The organism is Undibacterium sp. Tian12W, from assembly GCF_049339405.1.
Lineage (GTDB): Bacteria > Pseudomonadota > Gammaproteobacteria > Burkholderiales > Burkholderiaceae_D > Undibacterium.
The window spans coordinates 93,346-114,459 of sequence record NZ_JBMPPK010000006.1 but is presented as its reverse complement, the minus strand read 5'-3'; the positions used below and the strand labels follow the sequence as shown (position 1 = coordinate 114,459).

Genomic DNA, 21,114 nt, shown 5'->3' with positions numbered 1-21,114 from the left:
CTTATATAAGACATATCACTTAGTTTTTGTTCTGGACGTGCTGGGTGGTTTTGTGGTGAAATTGCAGTCTATGAATTCAATCATACCAACCGCAAATAATCCGATTGTTACCCCGGCTACTCCAGGTGCTGGCGTCGGCGCATCGTCTTTGAGTGCTTCTCCCACCTTTAGTCCATTATATCAGCAGATCAAAGCCCTGATTACCCAGAGCCTGCAATCCGGTGAGTGGAAGCCAGGTGAGTTAATTCCCAGTGAGATGGAGTTGGCCAGTCGCTTCAAGGTCAGTCAGGGTACAGTGCGCAAGGCGATTGATGAATTGTCGGCTGAAAATCTGGTCGTGCGTCGGCAGGGTAAAGGTACTTTTGTCGCCACTCACCATGAGGCGCGTTCGCAGTTCCGCTTCTTGCGTCTGGCACCTGATGAGGGCGTGCCACATTATCCTGAAAACCGCATCATTGAAGTCAAGCGTATGCGTGCGCCGGCAGAAGTGGCGCGTTTGCTTGATATTAAATCTGGCGACTCCGTCGTTTTTATCCGACGTGTTCAATCTTTTTCTGGCGTCCCCACTATTCTTGATGACCTGTGGTTGCCCGGCTCCATCTTCAAGGGCCTGACCGCTGAGCGTCTCAATGAATACAAGGGTCCGATGTACGGTTTATTTGAAACTGAATTTGGCACGCACATGATACGGGCTTCTGAGCAAATCAGGGCCGTTTGTGCAGATGCAGCGATAGCTGATTTGTTAAATGTCGATGCAGGTACGCCTTTGCTCAATGTGGAGCGCGTTTCTTTTACTTATGGTGACAAGCCGGTTGAGTTGCGCCGCGGTTTATATCTGACGATGAATCATCACTACAGAAATGAATTGAGCTAAATCAATCAGGTATTTGATTTGCTGTGGTTTTTGGGTGTGAAAAGTCTCGTGAGCTGCAATTTTGCTGGCTCAGCATGTATGGGGCTTTAGGTTTAAGATAGCGATATTTTGTTAATCGTGATGATTTTTGTTGGTGCAATGCACCAAAATGAGCGAAAATTGCAAGGTTTATGTACAGACTAGTTAATGGGGAGATTATTTATGTCTGAAGTTGTAAGAACCAAGCCACGCTTTGGTGTAATGCGCTTGATAGATGCAACCGGTTACCGGTTGCCGCTGGCAGGCTTTGTTTCCATCTTGCACCGGGCAAGTGGAATGCTGATGTTCCTGTTGTTGCCATTCATCTTGTATTTGCTAGATAAGAGTTTGACATCAGAAGCAACATTTGCCGAACTGCAGGCATTGACATCTGGTGTTTTCGTCAAGCTGATCATCCTGGCTTTGTCATGGGCTTATCTGCACCATTTCTGCGCTGGTGTCCGTCACTTGCTGATGGATCTGCACTATGGCCTCGACAAGGATAGCGCACGTCAGTCAGCAGTGAGTGTGTTGGCGATCAGTCTTGTGCTGGCAGCATTGATAGCCTTGAAACTGTTCGGAGTATTCTAAAAATGGCAAATAATAATATTGGACCAAAGCGCCTGGTCGTGGGAGCTAGTTACGGTTTACGTGACTGGCTGGCGCAGCGTGTTACTGCCATCGTCATGGCACTGTACACCGTCATTTTGCTTGGTTTGTTTTTGACAGGTAAAAATTTCAATCAGGCTGGCTGGACTGGCATATTTGCCATGCAATGGTTCAAACTGGCGACTTTCTCTGTTGTCATCTGCCTGCTGTATCACGCCTGGGTTGGTATGCGTGATATCTGGATGGATTATGTGACGCACAATGTATTTGTTCGTCTGGTATTTCAAGTTGCCACTATTCTGTGGCTGATTGCTTGTGCTGGCTATGCTGCACAGATTTTGTGGAGAGTATAAAAGTGGCTGCAATTAAATCCACAATCCCTAGCCGCCGTTTTGATGCGGTCATCGTTGGTGCTGGCGGTTCCGGCATGCGTGCTTCGCTGCAATTGGCAGAAGCTGGCCTGAATGTTGCCGTACTGTCTAAAGTATTTCCTACTCGTTCTCATACAGTGGCTGCGCAGGGCGGTATTGGTGCTTCCCTTGGTAATATGTCGGAAGACAACTGGTACTGGCATATGTTTGACACGGTCAAGGGTTCTGATTATCTGGGTGACCAGGACGCGATCGAATTCATGTGTCGTGAAGCTCCAAAAGTCGTGTATGAGCTCGAACATTTTGGCATGCCTTTTGACCGTAATGCGGATGGCACGATTTATCAGCGTCCTTTCGGCGGCCATACTGCCAATTTTGGTGAAAAGCCAGTGCAGCGTGCCTGCGCTGCAGCTGACCGTACCGGTCACGCCTTGCTGCACACTTTGTATCAACGTAACGTCCGCGCCCGTACCCATTTCTTTGTTGAGTGGATGGCAATTGACCTGATCCGCGATGCGGAAGGTGATGTGCTGGGCGTTGTTGCGCTGGAAATGGAAACTGGCGAAGTCATGATGCTGGAAGCCAAAACCACGATATTTGCCACAGGCGGTGCCGGTCGTATCTGGCAAGCTTCTACCAATGCATTTATCAATACCGGTGACGGTATGGGCATGGCGGCTCGTGCTGGTCTGCCACTCGAAGATATGGAATTCTGGCAATTCCACCCAACCGGTGTTGCCGGTGCTGGCGTCCTGATTACCGAAGGTGTGCGAGGTGAGGGCGGTATTCTGGTGAATAGCCAGGGTGAGCGCTTCATGGAACGTTATGCGCCTACACTGAAAGATCTGGCCCCACGTGACTTCGTTTCCCGTTCCATGGATCAGGAAATTAAAGAAGGCCGTGGCTGTGGTCCTAATAAAGATCACGTCATGCTGGACTTGCGTCATATCGGTGCTGACACTATTCAAAAACGTTTGCCATCGATTCTGGAAATCGCGCATAAGTTTGCCAACGTGGATGCAACCAAAGAGCCGATTCCTGTCGTTCCTACGATTCACTATCAGATGGGTGGTATCCCTACCAACATCTATGGTCAGGTAGTAGCTCCGAAAAACGGTGGCAGCGAAATCGTCAATGGTTTGTATGCAATTGGTGAATGTGCCTGTGTATCCGTGCATGGTGCAAACCGTCTGGGTACGAACTCCCTGCTTGATTTGCTGGTGTTTGGCCGTGCAGCAGGTAATCATGTGGTTGCCAGTAACCTCAAGGCGCGCAGCAATAAAGATTTGCCTGCTGATGCAGCTGATCTGGCGCTGTCACGTTTGTCCAAGCTGGAAACCAGCACTGGTTCCGAGCGCGTACAAGATGTTGCCAACGCGATTCGCGGCACCATGCAGCAATACTGCGGCGTGTTCCGCACGGATGAATTGCTGCAAACCGGCTACAAGAAAATTATGGAGCTTGATGAGCGTCGCAAGCATGTTTCTTTCAAGGATAAATCCAAGGTCTTCAATACTGCACGTGTAGAAGCACTGGAACTGGATAACCTGATCGAAACAGCCAAGGCAACGATTACATCTGCCGCCGCCCGTAAAGAATCCCGTGGTGCGCATGCACATCGCGATTATGAACAGCGCGACGACGTTAACTGGATGAAGCACACCTTGTGGTATTCCGAAGGCAATCGCCTCGACTACAAGCCAGTCGTGACCAAGCCACTGACTGTAGAAACCTTCAAACCAAAACCACGTACATTCTAAAGAGATACCGATATGGCACGTACACTGAAATTTAAAATCTATCGCTACGATCCGGACAAGGATGCCAAGCCTTACATGCAAGACTTGACCGTTGAGTTGCAAGACACTGACAAGATGTTGCTGGATGCTTTGCAGCGTATCAAGTCTGATGTCGATGATTCTCTGGCGTTGCGCCGCTCATGCCGTGAAGGTGTGTGTGGTTCTGACGCGATGAACATCAATGGCAAGAATGGCCTGGCTTGTACCACCAACCTGAATGAATTGAGCGAACCTATCATTTTGCGTCCTTTGCCAGGCTTACCTGTCATTCGCGACTTGATCGTCGATATGACGCAATTCTTCAAGCAATACAATTCGATCAAGCCTTACCTGATGAATGATTCCATTCCTCCGGAAAAAGAACGTCTGCAGACGCCTGCAGAGCGTGAAGAGCTCGATGGTTTGTATGAGTGCATCCTGTGCGCATGCTGCTCCACATCATGCCCATCTTTCTGGTGGAATCCTGATAAGTTTGTTGGCCCGGCAGGTTTGTTGCAAGCGTATCGCTTTATTGCTGATTCCCGTGATGAAGCAACTGGTGCCCGTCTCGATAATCTGGAAGATCCATATCGTTTGTTCCGTTGCCACACCATCATGAATTGTGTGGACGTCTGTCCAAAAGGCCTGAATCCTACCCGTGCTATCGGTAAGATCAAGGAACTGATGGTGCGTCGCGCAGTCTAATTTTGTAATCTGGATTTGCAACTTGGGTTTGTGGCTTAAGTTCAAAGTCAGGTTTGCAGTTTAGTTTGCATAGTAGCGATGTCTGATGGCATCGCTACTATTTCATGCGGTTTTCCAGGCAAGCTGAGAGCCGCATGAAATAGTCAGTATGGAAGAGAATTAATTATGTCTGAGTCACAAGCTATATCCCATCAAAGCGACCCGGTAAAGCGGGCCAGGCTGCGGTGGCGGGCAAGGCGAGGTTTATTGGAAAACGATCTTATCTTGACGCGTTTTCTGGATGCCAATGAAGAATCCCTGACAGATGAGGAAGTGGATGCTTTTAGCTGCCTGATGGAGTTGCCGGACAATACATTAATGGATCTGATCATGGCCAAGACAAAACCGGAAGCCGAAGTCGATCTGCCTCATGTACATGCATTATTGCTGCGTCTGCAAACGGCGTAAGTCAATTTGATTTTTTGTGTTTTTTTGATTAACGACTCACCTCTTATCTGAAGGAAGAGCCATGACAAATTCTGAAACAAAAGCCACCCTATCATTCTCCGATGGCTCACCAGCCCTGGAAATGCCGATTTACAAGGGCTCTATTGGTCCTGATGTCATCGACATCCGTAAATTGTATGGTTCTACCGGCATGTTCACCTATGACCCAGGTTTCATGTCCACGGCAGCATGTAATTCTTCCATTACTTATATTGACGGCGATAAAGGCGAGCTGCTGTATCGCGGCTACCCTATTGAGCAACTGGCAGTCAATGGTGGCGATTTCCTGGAAACCTGCTATCTGTTGTTGAATGGCGAACTGCCAACGGCAGATCAAAAGAAAGAATTTGTAGCGACTGTCACCAATCACACCATGGTGCATGAGCAGATGCAATTCTTCTTCCGCGGCTTCCGCCGTGATGCGCATCCTATGTCGGTATTGGTCGGTACAGTTGGTGCACTGGCATCTTTCTACCATGATTCGCTGGATATCAATGATCCACATCACCGCGAAGTGTCAGCTATCCGCCTGATCGCCAAGATGCCTACACTGGTAGCGATGGCCTATAAGTATTCTATCGGCCAGCCTTTCGTGTATCCACGCAATGACTTGTCTTACAGCGCGAACTTCATGCACATGATGTTCTCTACGCCATGTGAGCCATACAAAACCAATGAAGTGCTGGTACGCGCCTTGGATCGTATCCTGATCCTGCACGCAGATCATGAGCAAAATGCTTCTACATCGACAGTGCGCCTGGCGGGTTCTTCTGGTGCCAATCCATTTGCTTGTATCGCTGCTGGTATCGCATGTCTGTGGGGTCCTGCTCACGGTGGTGCGAATGAAGCTGCCTTGAGCATGTTGGAAGAAATCGGTAGCGTCGATAATATTCCTGAGTTCATCGCTCAAGTCAAAGACAAGAACTCTGGCGTCAAGCTGATGGGCTTTGGTCACCGTGTTTACAAAAACTATGATCCACGCGCCAAACTGATGCGTGAAACTTGCTATGAAGTGCTGCAAGAACTGGGTCTGCAAGATGATCCATTGTTCAAGCTGGCCATGGCTCTGGAGAAAATCGCGCTGGAAGACGAATACTTCGTCAGCCGCAAGCTGTATCCTAACGTCGATTTCTACTCTGGTATCGTACAACGTGCACTGGGCATCCCAACTGCATTGTTCACCGGTATCTTTGCCCTGGCACGTACAGTAGGCTGGATCGCTCAGTGGAAAGAAATGATTTCTGATCCAGAGCAAAAAATTGGCCGTCCACGTCAATTGTTTGTTGGCTCACCTAAGCGTGATGTGCCAGCTATTGATAAACGTTAATTCGAAGCGTTAATTCAAAGGTTAATCTTTAGTTATTAGATGTTGTTGTAAAAAGCGAGTCTTTACGACTCGCTTTTTTTTTCTTCAGTAATTATGCTATGCTTCGCCACGAAAGTAATTTTTAGGAATAACTTTCGCGATCTAATCAAAAAACATATTTAAATGACATGCTTTTTGATTTGATCACGAGGATAGTTTTGAATTAAGCCCTTCCCCACAACTTGATGTGCAATCCGCTAACCGGTCAGGCCGTGTCGCGGAAGGTTAGATTAACCCGCTAATCTCGCGAAACGCGAAGAAAGGTGAGCAAGATGATGCAACAATATAACGCTAACTCGTACTTGTTCGGCGGCAATGCGCCGTATGTAGAAGAACTGTATGAAGCGTACCTGAATAATCCCGGTTCTGTTCCTGATAATTGGCGCGCGTATTTCGACGCCATGCAAAACGTGCCTGCCGTTGATGGCTCTTCCAAGCCAGACGTTGCCCATGCACCTGTTATTGCATCGTTTGCCGAACGTGCCAAACAAGGTCCGATACGCACAGTCAATGCGACTGCTGACGCTGAAATGGGACGCAAGCGCGTCGCTGCCCAGCAACTGATCGCCGCTTATCGCTTCCTCGGTAGCCATTGGGCCAATCTGGACCCACTGCAACGCCAGGAACGCCCAAGTATTCCAGAACTGGAACCAAGTTTCTATGGCTTTACCGATGCAGATATGGACATACAGTTCAATATCAGCAATACCTATTTCGGGCCAGAAACAGCATCATTGCGCGACCTTTTGAATGCCCTGCGTGATACTTATTGCCGTTCCATCGGTGCTGAGTTCATGTACATCAGTGACCCGACAGAAAAGCGCTGGTTGCAACAAAAGCTGGAAGCGATACGCTCCACGCCATCTTTCTCTCCTGAAAAGAAAAAACACATCCTTGACCGCCTGACTGCGGCTGAAGGCCTGGAACGCTATCTGCATACCAAATATGTTGGTCAGAAGCGTTTCTCCCTGGAAGGCGGCGAAAGCTTTATTGCTTCCATGGATGAGACTATCCAGCGCGCCGGTGAGCGTGGTGTCGAAGAAATCGTTATCGGTATGGCCCATCGCGGCCGTCTGAACGTACTGGTCAACACCCTGGGTAAAATGCCTCAGGATCTGTTTGCTGAATTTGAAGGCAAACACGGTGATGACTTGCCAGCAGGCGACGTTAAATATCACCAAGGCTTCTCGTCTGATATTTCTACTCCAGGCGGCCCGGTTCACTTGTCGCTGGCGTTCAATCCTTCCCATCTGGAAATCGTTAATCCAGTGGTTGAAGGTTCTGTCAAAGCGCGTATGGACCGTCGCGGCGACAAAGATGGCTCACAAGTATTGCCTATCCTGGTACACGGCGACGCCGCGTTTGCAGGGCAGGGCGTGGTCATGGAAACCCTGAATCTGGCGCAAACTCGTGGTTACGGTACTGGTGGCACGATGCATATCGTCATCAATAACCAGATCGGTTTCACGACTTCTGATCCACGCGATTCACGTTCTACGCTGTATTGCTCCGATGTCGTCAAGATGATTGAAGCGCCAGTCATGCACGTCAATGCAGATGATCCTGAAGCAGTGGTTCTGGCGACGCAAATCGCTCTGGACTACCGTATGGAATTCAAGAAAGATATCGTTGTTGATATCATCTGCTTCCGTAAATTGGGCCATAACGAGCAAGATACACCTGCACTGACTCAGCCTTTGATGTACAAGAAAATTGGTCAGCACCCAGGTACACGCCGTATGTATGCAGACAAATTGTCTGCGCAAGGTACTATCCCGGCGGATGGTGGCGATCAGATGGTCAAAGCTTACCGTGATGCAATGGATGCCGGCAAGCACACGCATGATCCGGTTATCTCCAATTTCAAAAACAAATACGCTGTTGACTGGATTCCTTTCCTCAACCGTAAATGGACAGATGCGGCTGACACAGCCGTGCCATCCACAGAATTGAAGCGCCTGGCAGAACGCATCACAGTCGTGCCTGAAGGCTTCAAGCCACATAGCCTGGTAGAAAAAGTACTGGGTGACCGTGCAGCCATGGGCCGTGGCGATATGAACCTGGACTGGGGCATGGGCGAACATCTGGCCTACGCATCTCTGGTTTCTTCCGGTTATGCCATCCGTTTGACAGGGCAGGATGCAGGTCGCGGTACTTTCGTTCACCGCCACGCTGTTTTGCATGATCAAAACCGTGAGCGTTGGGATGCTGGTACGTACATTCCTCTGCAAAACATTTCTGACAAACAGGCACCATTTACTGTCATCGATTCCGTGTTGTCTGAAGAAGCGGTATTGGGCTTTGAATATGGTTACTCCACAGCAGAGCCAAATACCCTGACTATCTGGGAAGCGCAATTCGGCGATTTCGCCAATGGTGCCCAGGTTGTGATCGATCAATTCATCAGCTCTGGTGAAGTGAAATGGGGCCGCGCATCCGGTCTGGTCATGATGCTGCCGCATGGTTATGAAGGTCAGGGTCCTGAGCATTCATCTGCTCGCCCAGAACGCTTCCTGCAACTGTGCGCTGACAACAATATGCAAGTGGTTCAGCCTACTTCTGCGTCCCAGATTTTCCATCTGTTGCGTCGTCAGATGATACGCATGTTCCGCAAGCCTCTGGTCATCATGACACCAAAGTCCTTGTTGCGTAACAAGGATGCAGGTTCACCTTTGTCCGACCTGGCTAAAGGCAGCTTCCAGACAGTCATCGGTGAGGTTGACGATAAGATTGATGCGAAGAAGGTCAAGCGCGTTATCGCTTGCTCCGGCAAAGTGTATTACGACCTGGTCAATGCCCGTAAAGAACGTGGTCAGTCTGATACGGCAATTGTCCGTGTCGAACAACTGTATCCTTTCCCGCACAAGAGTTTTGTTGCTGAACTGAAAAAATTCCCGAACATGGCGGAATTGGTTTGGGCACAAGATGAGCCGCAAAATCAGGGACCATGGTTCCAGATCCAGCACAATATTTTTGAAAGCCTGGAAGAAGGTCAAAAACTTGCTTATGCAGGTCGTCCAGCTAGTGCATCGCCAGCTGTCGGTTACTATGACAAGCACTATGCACAACAAAAAGCTTTGCTGGAAACGGCATTTTCCAAACTCAAAGGCTTTGTCCTGACCAAATAATGACGCGATGCGACATCAGAAGCTGATGTCGCATTTGGCTACCCGAATCGGAGAGTAAAAAAATGGCAATTATCGAAGTAAAAGTTCCTCAGTTATCTGAGTCCGTCGCAGAAGCAACCCTGTTGTCCTGGCATAAAAAAGTTGGTCAGGAAGTCGGCCGCGACGAAAACCTGATCGATGTAGAAACAGACAAAGTCGTACTGGAACTGCCAGCACCTGACGCTGGCGTGATAACACAAATCATCAAGGGCGATGGCAGCACTGTCGTTGCCGGTGAAATCATTGCGATTATCGATACTGATGCATCTGCAAAAGTAAGCCCAATGGAAGTATCCGCAGCTCCTGTTACTGTAGCTGCCGCATCTGCTCCCGCTGCTGACGCAAAATCTTCTGCTGGTGTTGCGATGCCAGCAGCAGCAAAAATCCTGTCAGAAAATAACCTGACTGCAGCGCAAGTTGACGGTTCCGGCAAAGATGGCCGTGTTACCAAAGGTGATGCATTGGCAGCCGTAGCCGCCAAACCTGCCGCAGCACCAGTAGTTGCCCCTCTGGCGGCACCTGCAGCTGGCAAGTCAGCACTGCAACAAGTCGCTGCTCCAACGATCGCCAGCCTGGGTGACCGTCCTGAAGAACGCGTACCGATGAGCCGTTTGCGTGCACGTATCGCTGAACGTCTGGTGCAATCGCAATCCACTAACGCTATTCTGACTACCTTTAACGAAGTCAACATGGCACCAGTCATGGACTTGCGTAACAAGTACAAAGACAAGTTTGAAAAAGAACATGGCGTGAAACTGGGTTTCATGTCTTTCTTCGTCAAGGCTGCTGTTGCTGCATTGAAAAAATACCCTATCATCAACGCTTCTGTTGATGGCAACGACATCGTCTATCACGGTTACTTCGACATCGGTATCGCTGTTGGTTCCCCGCGCGGCCTGGTAGTGCCTATCCTGCGCAATGCGGATCAAATGACGATTGCTGAAATCGAAAAGAAAATCGGCGAATTTGGTGCCAAGGCAAAAGACGGCAAACTGACACTGGACGATTTGTCTGGTGGTACGTTCTCCATCTCGAATGGTGGTACTTTCGGTTCCATGTTGTCTACACCTATTATCAACCCACCACAATCCGCAATTTTGGGCGTGCATGCGACCAAGGACCGTGCTGTAGTTGAAAATGGTCAGATCGTGATCCGTCCTATGAATTACCTGGCTATGTCTTATGACCATCGTATCATTGACGGTCGTGAAGCAGTTCTGGGTCTGGTGGCAATGAAAGACGCGCTGGAAGATCCAGCCCGCCTGTTGCTTGATCTGTAATTCAGGTTCAACACGCAAAGCGAGAATCATTCCGTGAATATCGCTGACGAAATCAAACGTCTGCATGAACTGCATCAGGCAGGAGCCCTGTCTGATGCAGAATTTGCACAAGCCAAAGCCAGATTGCTGGCAACTGGCGACACTTCCGCATCTGGCAACCAGCAGGGTCAGGGTTTCAACCATTTGAACCAGTTTCGCCGGTCAAAAAGTGACCAGTGGCTGGGTGGTATCTGTGGTGGCCTGGGCCAATTTACTGGCCTGGATTCCTGGATCTGGCGTTTGATGTTTGTCTTCTTCAGTCTTTACTTTGGTGCCGGCGTAGTGGCCTATCTGCTGGCCTGGATATTCATCCCCGAAGAGAGCTGAAAAGCACAAAGCAAAGCTTGAACTTCACGTCTAAAGTCATGGCCAGATTCATCGCTAAATTCATCTATATAAAATCAGGATATTTTCATGAGCAAACAATTTGACGTCGTCGTTATCGGTGGTGGCCCTGGCGGCTACATCGCCGCAATCCGCGCTGCCCAACTGGGGTTTTCTACTGCCTGTATCGATGCATGGACCAACGAAAAAGGTGGCCCGGCTCCAGGTGGTACTTGCACAAATGTAGGTTGCATTCCATCCAAGGCACTGTTGCAGTCTTCCGAACACTATGAGCATGCTGGCCATGCTTTCGCTGACCACGGTATCAATGTACAAGGCCTGGGCCTTGACGTTGCCAAAATGCTGGGTCGCAAGAACACTATCGTCAAGCAAAACAATGACGGTATCCTGTTCCTGTTTAAAAAGAATAAAGTGACTTTCTTCCACGGCCATGGTTCGTTTGTTAAAGGCGATGCAGGTGCCTATGAAATCAAGGTGGCTGGCAAGACAGAAGAAACTATCACAGGCAAACACATCATCTTGGCGACAGGCTCGAATGCACGTGCATTGCCTGGTGCTGCATTTGATGAAACGACCATCCTGTCGAACGATGGCGCATTGAAGATCTCAGAAGTACCGAAAAAACTCGGCGTTATCGGCGCTGGTGTGATTGGTCTGGAAATGGGTAGCGTATGGCGTCGTCTGGGTGCTGAAGTGACCGTGTTGGAAGCATTGCCAACTTTCCTTGGCGCTGTGGATGAGCAAATTGCTAAAGAAGCACACAAGCTGTTTGTCAAACAAGGCCTGTCCATCAATCTGGGCGTCAAGATAGGCGAGATCGTCAATGGCGGCAGCGATGTGACTGTCAACTACACTGATGACAAAGGCGCTGAGCACAAGGCAGTGTTTGACAAACTGATCATCTCTATTGGCCGTACACCTAACACCAATGGTTTGAATGCTGAAGCTGTTGGCCTGCAACTCGATGAACGTGGTTTCATCGCGGTTGATGGTGATTGCAAAACCAATCTGGCGAATGTCTGGGCTGTAGGCGACGTGGTACGTGGCCCTATGCTGGCACATAAGGCAGAAGAAGAGGGTGTTGCCGTGGCTGAACGTATCGCTGGTCAGCATGGCCATGTAAACTTCAATACCATCCCATGGGTCATCTACACATCTCCGGAAATCGCATGGGTAGGTCGTACTGAGCAGCAATTGAAGGCTGATGGCGTGGCTTACAAAGCCGGCACTTTCCCGTTCATGGCGAATGGCCGTGCGCGTGCGCTGGGTGATACTTCAGGCATGGTCAAGTTCCTGGCAGATGCAACGACAGATGAAATCCTGGGCGTGCACATCGTCGGTCCTATGGCATCTGAATTGATTTCCGAAGCTGTAGTAGCGATGGAATTCAAGGCATCGGCAGAAGACATCGCCCGTATTTGCCATGCACATCCATCTCTGTCTGAAGCAACGAAAGAAGCCGCATTGGCAGTCGATAAGCGCTCATTGAATTTCTGATTCAAGTCGCTTGTTTGAAACATGGGTGTAAATTTGCGCCCACATTGGCAGCGCACTCTGTCCTCAGTTTGATTGGGGTAGGGTGCGTCGCTTTTTACCCGCCTGCCATGCGCAGGCAAGCCAGCAAAGATAGTATCCCTCGCCCATGAATGTCATAGAGTATTATCAGGATGCCTTGAGTCAGCGCGGTTTTCAGGCCGATGAGGCACAAAAACGTGCGGTTGATCGCCTGCAGACAGCCTATGAAGAATGGGTGGAGTACAAGGGCAAGCGTGCGAATAAATTTACTCGCTTGATCACCCGTCCTGAAGTGCCGCGGGGCGTTTATATGTGGGGCGGAGTCGGGCGCGGCAAATCATTTTTGATGGATAGTTTTTATTCGGTTGTGCCAGTGGTGCGCAAAACCCGCTTGCACTTTCACGAATTCATGCGTGCCGTGCACCGGCAGCTGGACGAACTCAAAGGCGTGGCAGATCCGCTCGATGAAGTGGCACGCAGAATCGCCAAAAAATATCGTCTGATTTGCTTTGATGAATTTCATGTGTCTGACGTGGCAGACGCGATGTTATTGTATAACTTGCTGAATGCCCTGTTTGAAAATGGCGTGTCTTTCGTCATGACATCGAATTACCAGCCTGATACCTTGTATCCAGATGGCCTGCATCGCGACCGCATGTTGCCAACGATTGCCTTGCTCAAAGAGAAACTCGATATTCTGAATGTCGATTCCGGCAACGATTACCGCAAGCGTGCGATGGAACAAGTGCAGGCTTACCTGACACCATTGAGTGCTGCTACCGACAAGACTTTGCGTGATATTTTTGCCCGCGTTGCAGAAACCAGTGATGAAGACCCGCAAGTCGATATTGAGGGGCGCAAACTCAAATCCCTGCGACGTGCAGGCAGTGTGATCTGGTTTGATTTTGCTACTTTATGTGGCGGCCCACGCTCACAAAATGATTATCTTGAAATCGCCAGTCGCTTTCATACTGTTGTTTTGTCTTCGATACCGCGCATGTCGGCAGCCATGTCTTCCGAGGCCAGGCGCTTCACCTGGCTCATAGACGTGTTTTACGATAACAAAGTGAAACTAATTATGTCGGCAGAAGTGCCACCCGAGGAACTTTATACCAATGGTACCTTGTCTAATGAGTTTCACAGAACAGTGTCACGCATCATAGAAATGCAATCAAAAGAATATATGGATGCTGACCAACGCCAACTTGCGGAGAATATTGCCTGATGAATCGTTTATTGCCTGTAATCCTTGCATTGTTTGCGCAAATGATATTTGCCTCGCATGCGCTGGCAACACCCGGCGGCACCGAGCTGACACAGATCGCAAATCTGTCTGCCAGCCTGGATCAAAAATATGCAGCAGGTAGTATCAGCAGTGCAGAACAGGCCGAGCTTGCCCTGCAAGAAAGTAATGCAGCACAACTGCGTTTGCAAAGCTGGTACGAACAGTCTGAGCGGGCTTGTCACGATACATTTTTTGTCAATGATTGCCTTAGCGACGTAAAGCAAAAGCGCCGTCAATACATCGTTGCTCTGCAAAGAATTTCCCTGGAAGCCAAAGCCTTGCAGCGTAAGCTCCATATAGAACAGCTTGACAGAGAATTGGCGCAACGTCAGGCCAAGCCCTGACTGCTGAGAGATTTGTAACTGGCTGTAAGTCTTTTCTCTGCTCAAATGCCGCTATTTGAAGGAGTGTCCCGGGCTTTTAGTTGCTGAGACCGGGGTAACACTGCTGGCGCAATGCCCGCAAGTGATAGCAGTCTGTTGCCTGCGGCAAGATTTGAATATGGAATCCCATCCCGCACTGCGATATAAGTATTGCAAGTCTCTAAAAATTTCCTTACAGTCTGGCGTTAGCCGCATTGGCATACTGTAATCCAAGGAAATGATATATGTGGTTTGTGGGCGCGATTATCGGCTTTATTCTGGGTGTGGCGACCGGTTCTGGTGCTGCCATGTTCTTTTTTGCTTTGACCGGCGGCTTTGTTGGATATCTGATCGCTAGTTCGCGCAAGACTAATACCGATACCAAGCCGGTGGCGAATAAACCGGTACACCAGCCTGCGCAAAGCAAACCTGTCGATGCCATGGCAGAGATGCGCCAAAAAATCTTCACGCTTGAACACCGGCTGCAAACGCTGGAACGTGAAATGGCCGAGCTCAAAGCCGGCGGCGTGATCACCAAGAATGTCGCAGCACAGCCAGAACCGGTAAGCCAGCCGGCTGCAGAAGAAAAAGCAGTGGCAGAACCCCAGGTAGCCCTTGCTGCTGCAAAAGCAGCCGACGCCAGCGCTAGCGTAGCTGTGCCGCTGACAACGGCATTTGGATCACAGGCTGAAGCTGTTACTGCTGGCGCGCAAGAAAATGCGCAGCCGGCAGCGCTGGACCTGGAAATACAGCCTTTGGAAGAAGCGATTCTTGCCAGAGAAATTCCCGCAATCATTGCAGAGCAAGTCACTCCAATGACGGCAGTGCAGGCAGCAGAACCTTTGGCACCTGTAGCAGCTGCAGCAATTGAATCGCCAACAGTAAGTCCTGCCATCGTAAAACCACCTGTAGCGAAGCGCCCACCACCGCCACCTCCAAAAACTCTGAGGGAAAGCTTGCCTGCACCGTTGGCGAAACTGATTTTTGGTGGTAATGCGCTGGTCAAAGTCGGTGTCCTGATCTTGTTCCTGGGCTTGGCCTTCTTGTTGCGTTATACCGCAGAGCGGGTTACGGTACCGGTAGAGTTGCGCTACGCAGGTGTGGCTTTGTCTGGCGTGGTCTTGCTGGCGCTGGGCTGGTTCTTGCGCAGCAAGCGCCGTGACTATGCCTTGATATTGCAAGGCATGGCGATAGGGGTGTTTTACCTGACTACACTGTCAGCGATGAAATTGCATGCACTGATCACTCCTGATGTCGGCTTCGGCTTCCTGTTCCTGGTGTCTGTTCTCAGTGCCATATTGGCGGTCTTGCAAAATGCCCCTGTGCTGGCCATTGTTGCCGCAATTGAAGGTTTTGCCACCCCTGTTTTGATTTCCACCGGGGAAAACCGTCCGCTCGGTTTGTTCACGTACATGGCCGTGCTGGATATAGGTATCTTCGTGGTTGCCTGGTTCAATGCCTGGCGTGTGCTGAATCTGATCGGTTTTGTCGGTACTTTTACCCTGGCGTTGGGCTGGGCAGAACAAAACTATACCGATAGCCAGTACGGCATAGTCCAGCCTTTCCTGATTTTCTTCTTTGTCCTGTTTGCCCTGATAGGCTTGCTGTTCGCCCGCCGCACTCTGAAAGAAGCAGAAGTACAAGAAGGTCCTTTAGATACCCTGAAGCGGGTAGGGCGGGTTGATAGTGCGCTGGTGTTTGGCAATCCCATCACCGCTTTTGGCATGCAATACATGCTGGTCAAACATACCGAGTTTGGTGCAGCCTTTTCTGCATTGGCTGTTGGCTTCTTTTATTTGCTGCTGGCCAGATTCGTGTTCTCCAAAGCCAGGCAGGGATTGGCTCTGCTGGCAGAAGCCTATGTCATCGTGGCTGCCATCTTTGCGACGCTGGCAATACCATTGGGGCTGGAAGGCGTATGGACAGGTGCCGCCTGGGCCATCGAGGGGGCAGGCATGTACTGGCTGGGCATACGCCAGCAGCGTCCTTATGCACGCGGTTTTGCTTATGTTGTCATGGTGGGGGCGGCATACAAGCTCTTGCATGGTATCTACATCAATCCCGAGGCAACGGGGCCGTTGTTGCAGGGTGGTTTGCTGGGCCCGGTATTGCTGGCAATTAGCTGCTTTATGGTCTGGAATCTGCATAGAAAAGCCAGGCCAGAGAATATTGCAAGCTGGGAAGCCATGCCAAATGCAGCCTTGCCATGGCTGGGTACGGCTTCACTGGCTTTATTGCCCTGGATGTTGCTGGTTCCACAGTTTGCGGCTGCTTCTATGGCTGTCATGGCCTTGCTGGTATCGGCTATTGCCCGTCGTTATGTCCTGAAGGCTTTTGAACATATTTCTGCCACTTTGCAGGCGGCCGCGCTGGCGTCTTTCATGCTGACCCTGCATGTTGCCGCCAATGGCAATGCTGCGCTGGAAGATGGCTGGAAAGGTGGCCTGGCTGCCCTGATCATTGCTGCTAGCATATTGTTCAGTGCAGGGCGCTCCATGGTGGCGGCCAAGCGGGCTGCACAGGCACAATCTTTGCCGCCGGCCTGGTCAATCTGGAACCAGGTGGCCATTGTCAGTGGTAGTGCACTGTTGCACCTGGCCATGCTGTTTGCCATCAACCTGACGCAGGCATCATTGATCTGGCCATTAACTGCCTGTCTCTTGCTATGGGTAGGTTTGCGCATGTCGCATGGTGCGCTGGCAGGTTTTTCTGCTGCTTTGCAAGTCATTGCGGCTGGTTTGTGTCTGGTGGAGCCTGGCAAATACCAGGGCACGGCATTTGCGCATCTGGGCTTTTTGGTACCTTTGTCGCTGGCTGTGTCCGCATGGCTCAGTGCTGATCTGATCCGGGCTGAAGCTGCCAGAATGCGTGCCGTGTTGCTGGACTTGAGTGGGTTTGGTCATGCTGCAAAACTGGATGAGGTCAATACTTCAGGGCAAAAATTGCCATCGGTCTGGCTCAATCCCTGGTGCAATAGCAAGCTGGCGCTTGGTTTGCCAGTTGTGTGGGGGCTCGCATGGTGGTTGAGTGCTTGGTTCCCTGAAAGTCTGGAAGCCCTGGTGCGCACAGATCACCGCAATTATTCTTCGACCGTTGCTATCGTCATAGGTCTGGTCAGTTCAGTCCTGATGGCGGCACTGGCAGGCTGGCGACAATGGCCGCAAATGGGTTTTGCCACCATCGTCACTTTACCATTACTGATTTTTGCTGGTTTGATAGGTATGGTTGGTACGGAAGGGTCTTATTTGCCATCGGCAAACCTGGGCTGGCTGGCCTGGCCCCTGGCACTGGCCTGGCATTTGCAGCTACTGAAGAAGCAACAAAACTGGATGGCTGCTTCTTCGCCACTCTTGAGTCTGACGCATATCGCCGGTTTCTGGTTCTTCCTGTTGCTGGCAGCCCGCGAAGGTCAGGCACGTCTTGCGCCTCTGGCTGATACCTGGTCGAGCTGGCCATTACTGGGCTGGGTGCTGGTGCCTGCGTTGGTCTTCTGGTTCATTGGTGCCAAACCGCTGGCAGTCAGGTGGCCGCTTAATTCTTACCGTAAAGCCTATATAGAGCAGGCATGCGCACCTGTCGCCTTGTATTTGCTGGCATGGTGCTGGTTGACCAATGCCTTCAGTGCGGGCGATGCCAGCCCCTTGCCTTATCTGCCTTTGCTGAATCCGCTGGAATTGGGGCAATGGCTGGTGCTGGCGTCCTTATTGCACTGGTGGCGCGCTTTACCTGTGGCTGCACTCAAGACAGACACCAAACATGCTGCGACAGCATTGGTAGCCGCTACAGCCCTGGCTTTGTTGACAGGCATGGTCTTGCGTAGCTGCCACCATTTTGCCGGCGTGCCTTGGGATGCAGATGCCTTGTTTGCTTCGCGCCTGAGTCAGGCTGCCGTTTCCATTACCTGGGCAATTTGCGGCGTGTCTGTGATGTTGTTTGGTAACCGCCGTATGTCACGAAGCATCTGGATAGCTGGCGCTGTCTTGCTGGGAGTCGTGGTGTTGAAACTATTCCTGATAGAACTGGCAGACCGGGGTGGTTTATACCGTATCGTTTCTTTCATCGGTGTTGGTATCTTGTTGCTGGTGGTTGGCTACTTTGCACCTGTGCCTGTCAAGCCAAAAGAAATGCAGGCGGTTGCAGCATCCGCGGATGACGAGACACCAGAAGATCAGGAGAAGGCGTCATGAGTATCAGTAAGCTGAAAATGAAATTGCAACTGAAGCTCTTATTGCTGGCTGCCTGTGCGATAGCTTCCGCTGTCGTTGCAGCACAGGCGATTAGTCCGCAGCTAAAGCATGCAGTCATCTCTAGCACTGGAGCGGGCCCGTATTTTCAATTGGATATACCAACCAGTATTTACCCTGGCAGCCTGTATCCCGATCTGCATGATGTACGCGTGCGCAATGCTGAAGGTGACGTCTTGTCGTTTGCCTGGGCTGATATGGAAACGTCCAGTGCCAAGTTGGAGAGTAAAACTGTCAGTGCGTTTCCTGTAAAAGACATACAAAGCGGCAGTTTCAGCAGCTTCCGGCAAAATGCTGATGGTTCACTGACCGCCTTGTCGCAAGTGAAAATCACCAGGCAAAATCCTGTTCCTGCCTGGATTATTGATGTCAGCAAGATCAAGGGCAAGTTATTGCAAGCCAGGTTCGGTATAGCTGAGCAGGTAGATGGCATGTTCGGCTTCACACTGGAAAGCAGTAATGACCTAAAAAACTGGCAATCGCTGGGTAGCGAGCAATTGGTGCAATTGCGTCATCAGGGCTCAGTGCTGCAGAATCTTGGTATCAGGCTACACCATGTCAGCGCACAGTATTTGCGCCTGCGCTGGAATAATCCTGCAGATGCCCCCTGGCTGGACAATGTCAGTATAGACAGCCAGCAAGAAGTCTATACACCACCGGTTTTGCAATGGAGTAAGCCTATTCCTGTGAAAGCCTGTGCTGCAAATTACTGTGATTATTCCATCCCGGACAACACACCGATAGACAGCCTGCGCCTGCTGGTCGGCGAGCCTAACACCCTGCTGCATATTACGGTACTGGCACAGGTGACTACAACAACTGCGCCGGTGTCCTCGTATCATCACAGGCATAGTCCGCTATATCCTCTGCATGTTTTAAGGAATCAAAAGCGCAATGCTGAAGTACAGGTGGTGGATCAACAAGTCTGGTTGAATGACAGCTTGGTCTATAAAATCAATCTGCAGAATGGTGAAGTCAAATCACCTGATTTGCTCATGGATGGTGCCAGCTATAAGACTTTGCGCTTGCAAACCGATAGCCCATTCAGTAAGTTGGGCAAAACCTTGCCTGAGATACAGATCGCCAGCTTACCGCGCAGGCTGATTTTTCTGGCGCGTGGCAAACCGCCTTATCAGCTGGAATGGGGAGTGGAGAACAAAGAGGGCGCTGCAATACCTTTGATAACGCTGATTCCCAAAATGGATCTGAGCAAGCCAGTGCAGTCTGATATCGCCAGTGTGGAAATTGCTGACTATGTCGCACCTCAGGCTGCTATCAAGCCAGCCGCTGAGAAAACACCCACTAAAGAGCACAAGCCCTGGTTATGGGCAGCATTAGGTGTTGGTTTATTATTATTGGGCGGGATGGTATGGTCCCTGCTGAAGAATATGTCGGAAGACAAGGCAAAGACCTGAGTACGTGTTTGCGATCTTAGTGTTTTCAGGTCTTTTGAGGGGAATTAAATGCTCTGCAGGCGCTGCAAGGCGTCTTGCAGGGTAGTATCCTGCTTGGCAAAGCAAAAACGCACGATGCCAGATTCCTTGCCTTGCTGATAAAAAGCAGAAACCGGGATGGCAGCAACACCAATCTCAGTCGTCAGCCAGCGGGCAAAGTCCAGCTCTGTCATGTCGGAAACTGCTGAATAATCAACCGACTGGAAATAAGTTCCAGCACATGGCAACAGGCGCAAGCGTGAATTGGCGAGGCCAGCTCTGAACAAATCACGTTTCTTTTGATAAAAGTCCGATAGCTCCAGATACGGAGCAGGCTTGCTCATATACTGCGCCAGTCCCACCTGCATAGGTGTATTGACGGTAAAGACGTTATACTGATGGACTTTGCGAAATTCTGCCATCAGCGCTGCCGGTGCTGTCACATAGCCGACCTTCCAGCCAGTCACATGATAAGTCTTGCCAAAACTGGAAATGATAAAACTGCGTTCCGCCAGTTCAGGGTAACGCGACAGCGATTCGTGGCGCTGGCCATCAAACACCATGTGCTCATACACCTCATCGGATGCGATCAAGACCTTGGTGTCACGCACGATATCTGTCAAGGTGGTGATGTCATCCACGCTTAGCACTGATCCGGTAGGGTTGTGCGGCGAATTCAACATCAGCAAACGGGTCTTGTCCGTGATGCTGGCTTTTACTTTATCCCAGGGGATGGTGTAGCCATTTTCACCCAGTTCCATGCTCACAAATACCGGCACACCGCCTGCCAGCTTGATACTTGATACATAGCTGTCATACGCAGGTTCAATGACAATGACTTCATCGCCAGCATGTACGCAGGCCAGCAATATCGTCAAAATGCCCTGGGTCGCGCCAGCTGTAACGGTGATTTCTGTATTCAAATCATAAGCATGGCCATAGATGCTCTTGATCTTGGCGGCTATTTGCTCGCGCAACTGCGGCATGCCTGGCATGGGCGGATATTGATTGTAATTATCCGTCATGGCTTGCGCCACCAGGGCGGGCAGAGCAGGGTCGCAGCTAAAGTCAGGGAAGCCCTGACCAAGATTGACCGCTTTTTTCTCTGCTGCCAGGGCAGACATCACTGAAAAGATGGTGGTGCCCACTTCGGGCAATTTAGACTCAGGTACGAAGCGGGCAGTGGTCGTCATCAGTGAAACTCTTCAAAAACTATTAATTAATACAAAGCGATTAA

General features: G+C 50.4%; 16 protein-coding genes. 15 read left to right on the top strand and 1 reads right to left on the bottom strand.

The annotated features are described in order from the left end of the window. Nucleotides 1–70 precede the first annotated feature (70 nt). The 15 genes from ACO0LI_RS09290 to ACO0LI_RS09220 all read left to right on the top strand — a co-directional run bounded on the left by ACO0LI_RS09290 (nucleotide 71) and on the right by ACO0LI_RS09220 (nucleotide 19,859). Nucleotides 71–874: a GntR family transcriptional regulator gene (locus ACO0LI_RS09290; RefSeq protein WP_423032356.1), complete on the top strand. Its 804-nt coding sequence runs from the start codon at nucleotides 71–73 to the stop codon at nucleotides 872–874. Nucleotides 875–1,075: 201 nt separating this feature from the next. Next, entirely contained in the window at nucleotides 1,076–1,483 is a 408-nt protein-coding gene (gene sdhC, locus ACO0LI_RS09285) for a succinate dehydrogenase, cytochrome b556 subunit (RefSeq protein WP_422952695.1), read from the top strand. A gap of 2 nt (nucleotides 1,484–1,485) precedes the next feature. Beyond that, the gene (gene sdhD / locus ACO0LI_RS09280; RefSeq protein WP_422952694.1) at nucleotides 1,486–1,854 is read left to right on the top strand and encodes a succinate dehydrogenase, hydrophobic membrane anchor protein; all 369 of its coding nucleotides are present in this window, start codon (nucleotides 1,486–1,488) and stop codon (nucleotides 1,852–1,854) included. Nucleotides 1,855–1,856: 2 nt separating this feature from the next. Then, entirely contained in the window at nucleotides 1,857–3,632 is a 1,776-nt protein-coding gene (sdhA, locus tag ACO0LI_RS09275) for a succinate dehydrogenase flavoprotein subunit (protein ID WP_422952693.1), read from the top strand. 12 nt (nucleotides 3,633–3,644) lie between these two features. Further along, the gene (locus ACO0LI_RS09270; protein WP_422952692.1) at nucleotides 3,645–4,355 is read left to right on the top strand and encodes a succinate dehydrogenase iron-sulfur subunit; all 711 of its coding nucleotides are present in this window, start codon (nucleotides 3,645–3,647) and stop codon (nucleotides 4,353–4,355) included. Between the two features lie 165 nt (nucleotides 4,356–4,520). Next, entirely contained in the window at nucleotides 4,521–4,802 is a 282-nt protein-coding gene (locus ACO0LI_RS09265; protein ID WP_423032355.1) for a succinate dehydrogenase assembly factor 2, read from the top strand. Between the two features lie 61 nt (nucleotides 4,803–4,863). Then, entirely contained in the window at nucleotides 4,864–6,168 is a 1,305-nt protein-coding gene (gltA, locus tag ACO0LI_RS09260) for a citrate synthase (RefSeq protein WP_422952691.1), read from the top strand. 311 nt (nucleotides 6,169–6,479) lie between these two features. Next, entirely contained in the window at nucleotides 6,480–9,335 is a 2,856-nt protein-coding gene (locus ACO0LI_RS09255) for a 2-oxoglutarate dehydrogenase E1 component (protein WP_423032354.1), read from the top strand. A 62-nt stretch (nucleotides 9,336–9,397) separates the two neighbouring features. After that, complete coding sequence (gene odhB / locus ACO0LI_RS09250; protein WP_423032353.1) at nucleotides 9,398–10,654, top strand: 2-oxoglutarate dehydrogenase complex dihydrolipoyllysine-residue succinyltransferase; 1,257 nt, start codon at nucleotides 9,398–9,400, stop codon at nucleotides 10,652–10,654. 33 nt (nucleotides 10,655–10,687) lie between these two features. Then, nucleotides 10,688–11,020, top strand: a complete 333-nt coding sequence (locus ACO0LI_RS09245) for a PspC domain-containing protein (RefSeq protein ID WP_423010350.1) — start codon at nucleotides 10,688–10,690, stop codon at nucleotides 11,018–11,020. An 87-nt stretch (nucleotides 11,021–11,107) separates the two neighbouring features. Further along, entirely contained in the window at nucleotides 11,108–12,535 is a 1,428-nt protein-coding gene (lpdA, locus tag ACO0LI_RS09240; RefSeq protein ID WP_423032352.1) for a dihydrolipoyl dehydrogenase, read from the top strand. Between the two features lie 145 nt (nucleotides 12,536–12,680). Next, nucleotides 12,681–13,778: a cell division protein ZapE gene (gene zapE, locus ACO0LI_RS09235; RefSeq protein WP_422952686.1), complete on the top strand. Its 1,098-nt coding sequence runs from the start codon at nucleotides 12,681–12,683 to the stop codon at nucleotides 13,776–13,778. Further along, nucleotides 13,778–14,182 carry a hypothetical protein gene (locus ACO0LI_RS09230; protein WP_423032351.1) on the top strand — a complete coding sequence of 135 codons (405 nt, stop codon included), beginning with the start codon at nucleotides 13,778–13,780 and terminating at the stop codon, nucleotides 14,180–14,182. Before zapE ends, ACO0LI_RS09230 begins: the two co-directional genes overlap by 1 nt. 263 nt (nucleotides 14,183–14,445) lie before the next feature. Then, a complete protein-coding gene (locus ACO0LI_RS09225) occupies nucleotides 14,446–18,387 on the top strand; it encodes a DUF2339 domain-containing protein (RefSeq protein ID WP_423032350.1) in 3,942 nt (1,313 codons plus the stop codon). After that, a complete protein-coding gene (locus ACO0LI_RS09220; protein ID WP_422952682.1) occupies nucleotides 18,384–19,859 on the top strand; it encodes a DUF3999 family protein in 1,476 nt (491 codons plus the stop codon). The genes ACO0LI_RS09225 and ACO0LI_RS09220 overlap by 4 nt, the downstream gene beginning before the upstream one ends. A gap of 44 nt (nucleotides 19,860–19,903) precedes the next feature. Here ACO0LI_RS09220 and ACO0LI_RS09215 read toward each other — a convergent pair whose 3' ends face one another. Further along, nucleotides 19,904–21,070, bottom strand: coding sequence for a pyridoxal phosphate-dependent aminotransferase (locus tag ACO0LI_RS09215; protein WP_422952681.1), 1,167 nt, complete (start codon nucleotides 21,068–21,070; stop codon nucleotides 19,904–19,906). Between the last annotated feature and the right edge of the window lie 44 nt (nucleotides 21,071–21,114).

Excerpts from the sequence above, each read along its gene's own strand:
- ACO0LI_RS09290 (WP_423032356.1), top strand. The coding sequence starts at position 71 with ATGAATTCAATCATACCAACCGCAAATAATCCGATTGTTACCCCGGCT.
- sdhC (WP_422952695.1), top strand. The coding sequence starts at position 1,076 with ATGTCTGAAGTTGTAAGAACCAAGCCACGCTTTGGTGTAATGCGCTTG.
- sdhD (WP_422952694.1), top strand. The coding sequence starts at position 1,486 with ATGGCAAATAATAATATTGGACCAAAGCGCCTGGTCGTGGGAGCTAGT.
- ACO0LI_RS09270 (WP_422952692.1), top strand. The coding sequence starts at position 3,645 with ATGGCACGTACACTGAAATTTAAAATCTATCGCTACGATCCGGACAAG.
- ACO0LI_RS09265 (WP_423032355.1), top strand. The coding sequence starts at position 4,521 with ATGTCTGAGTCACAAGCTATATCCCATCAAAGCGACCCGGTAAAGCGG.
- gltA (WP_422952691.1), top strand. The coding sequence starts at position 4,864 with ATGACAAATTCTGAAACAAAAGCCACCCTATCATTCTCCGATGGCTCA.
- ACO0LI_RS09255 (WP_423032354.1), top strand. The coding sequence starts at position 6,480 with ATGATGCAACAATATAACGCTAACTCGTACTTGTTCGGCGGCAATGCG.
- odhB (WP_423032353.1), top strand. The coding sequence starts at position 9,398 with ATGGCAATTATCGAAGTAAAAGTTCCTCAGTTATCTGAGTCCGTCGCA.
- lpdA (WP_423032352.1), top strand. The coding sequence starts at position 11,108 with ATGAGCAAACAATTTGACGTCGTCGTTATCGGTGGTGGCCCTGGCGGC.
- zapE (WP_422952686.1), top strand. The coding sequence starts at position 12,681 with ATGAATGTCATAGAGTATTATCAGGATGCCTTGAGTCAGCGCGGTTTT.
- ACO0LI_RS09230 (WP_423032351.1), top strand. The coding sequence starts at position 13,778 with ATGAATCGTTTATTGCCTGTAATCCTTGCATTGTTTGCGCAAATGATA.
- ACO0LI_RS09225 (WP_423032350.1), top strand. The coding sequence starts at position 14,446 with ATGTGGTTTGTGGGCGCGATTATCGGCTTTATTCTGGGTGTGGCGACC.
- ACO0LI_RS09220 (WP_422952682.1), top strand. The coding sequence starts at position 18,384 with ATGAGTATCAGTAAGCTGAAAATGAAATTGCAACTGAAGCTCTTATTG.
- ACO0LI_RS09215 (WP_422952681.1), bottom strand. The coding sequence starts at position 21,070 with ATGACGACCACTGCCCGCTTCGTACCTGAGTCTAAATTGCCCGAAGTG.